This window comes from Paenibacillus sp. P4_A9, from assembly GCF_056402415.1.
In genome coordinates, this window is the sequence record NZ_JBFUHL010000203.1 from 1 (window position 1) to 1,467 (window position 1,467).

Consider the following 1,467-nt stretch of genomic DNA (forward strand, 5'->3'; position numbering starts at 1 on the left):
GTACTAATCTCTTGCAACGATAGTTTATTGTCTGCCAAATAAACTATCGTTGCAAGAGATTAGTACCTTAATCGGTTACAATGATGCACACAGTTTCATTCGTTATTTCAAAAAATATGCGGGAACAACACCTGGAGATTACCGAATTCAGGTTATGAAAAGTTTATGAACTTCATGTTTACTATCTGAACTAGACGAGCTTTGGTTCAAACATCATACAGAAACGGCAAAAGATGACCGTTTCTTTTTTGTGTTCAGTGCGTTAATAATGGAAGCGTATACAGGAAAGCGAGGGCTGAAGAATGGTATCCGTACCATCAAGACGATCTTGGAAAAAAACATTTCACAAAACCAAATATTATTATCTGCTTCTTATGCCAGGGATCTTATACTTCATTATCTTCAAATACATCCCCATGGGCGGCGTCATTATGGCGTTCAAAGATTATAAGGTTTCCACAGGAATTTGGGGTAGTGAATGGATAGGATTAAAATGGTTCGATATGCTGTTTCAACGAGCGGACTTCTGGCAAGTATTAAGAAACACAATTCTGATTTCCTTTTATAAAATAATGTTTAATTTTCCTGCGCCAATCGTACTAGCTATTCTGATCAATGAAGTCAGGAATCTTGTTTTTAAAAGAAGCGTTCAAACCATCATCTATTTCCCTCATTTTGTTTCTTGGATTGTTATCGGCGGAATCCTTATTACGGTTTTATCTCCTTCAAGCGGTCTGATCTCGGCGCTAGGATTTGAACAATCTCCGCTAGTTGTTCCCGAGTATTTCCGCAGTATGCTTGTACTCTCACAGATGTGGAAGGAAACAGGTTGGGGAACTGTGATTTATTTAGCAGCTATCATAGGCATCGATCCTGGTCTGTATGAATCAGCCAAGATTGATGGTGCTAATMGTTTCAAGCAGATTCTACATATTACTCTGCCGGGTATTTCCCAGACGATCGTTTTGCTTTTGATATTAAGAATGGGATTCATACTAAGCGCGGGCTTCGATCAAGTGTATATTCTACTTACGCCTCTGGTGACAGGAGTCGGCGATATTCTGGATACGTATGTATATAGGGTCGCTTTTAGTAACGGTCGCTATTMCTTAGCTGCTGCTGCAGGACTATTCCAATCTGTGGTAGGACTACTTATGATCGTGTTCACCAATTGGGTAGCGAAGCGGCTGGGAAAAGATGGTCTGTGGTAAAAGTGGAATTTACTTCTAAATTCTACATCAGCTAAAGGAGGATCAGCATGAATTCGGTCACACAACCGATATCTGCAAGAAAAATGCTTGTATTCATAAAAAGCGGTGGGACTTTTCAGCTCATAAACGGCTTGTTTTTACTCGTATTTTCATTAGCCACGTTGTATCCGTTATGGTATGAAATTTCGTTATCTTTCTCCTCAGCGGATGAAGTTACCAAAGGGGGGGCATTTCTTTGGCCCAAACAGTTCACGCT

The 1,467-nt window shown here is 40.0% G+C and carries 2 protein-coding genes and 1 pseudogene; all 3 read left to right on the forward strand.

What is annotated here, in order from left to right:
- Positions 1 to 49: 49 nt before the first annotated feature.
- Positions 50 to 169 carry a helix-turn-helix domain-containing protein gene (locus AC1DVJ_RS30930; RefSeq protein ID WP_477596754.1) on the forward strand — a complete coding sequence of 40 codons (120 nt, stop codon included), beginning with the start codon at positions 50 to 52 and terminating at the stop codon, positions 167 to 169.
- Between the two features lie 133 nt (positions 170 to 302).
- Positions 303 to 1,211, forward strand: a complete 909-nt coding sequence (locus AC1DVJ_RS30935) for an ABC transporter permease (protein ID WP_477596756.1) — start codon at positions 303 to 305, stop codon at positions 1,209 to 1,211.
- A gap of 47 nt (positions 1,212 to 1,258) precedes the next feature.
- Positions 1,259 to 1,467, forward strand: a pseudogene (locus tag AC1DVJ_RS30940) (hypothetical protein); the annotation flags it as partial.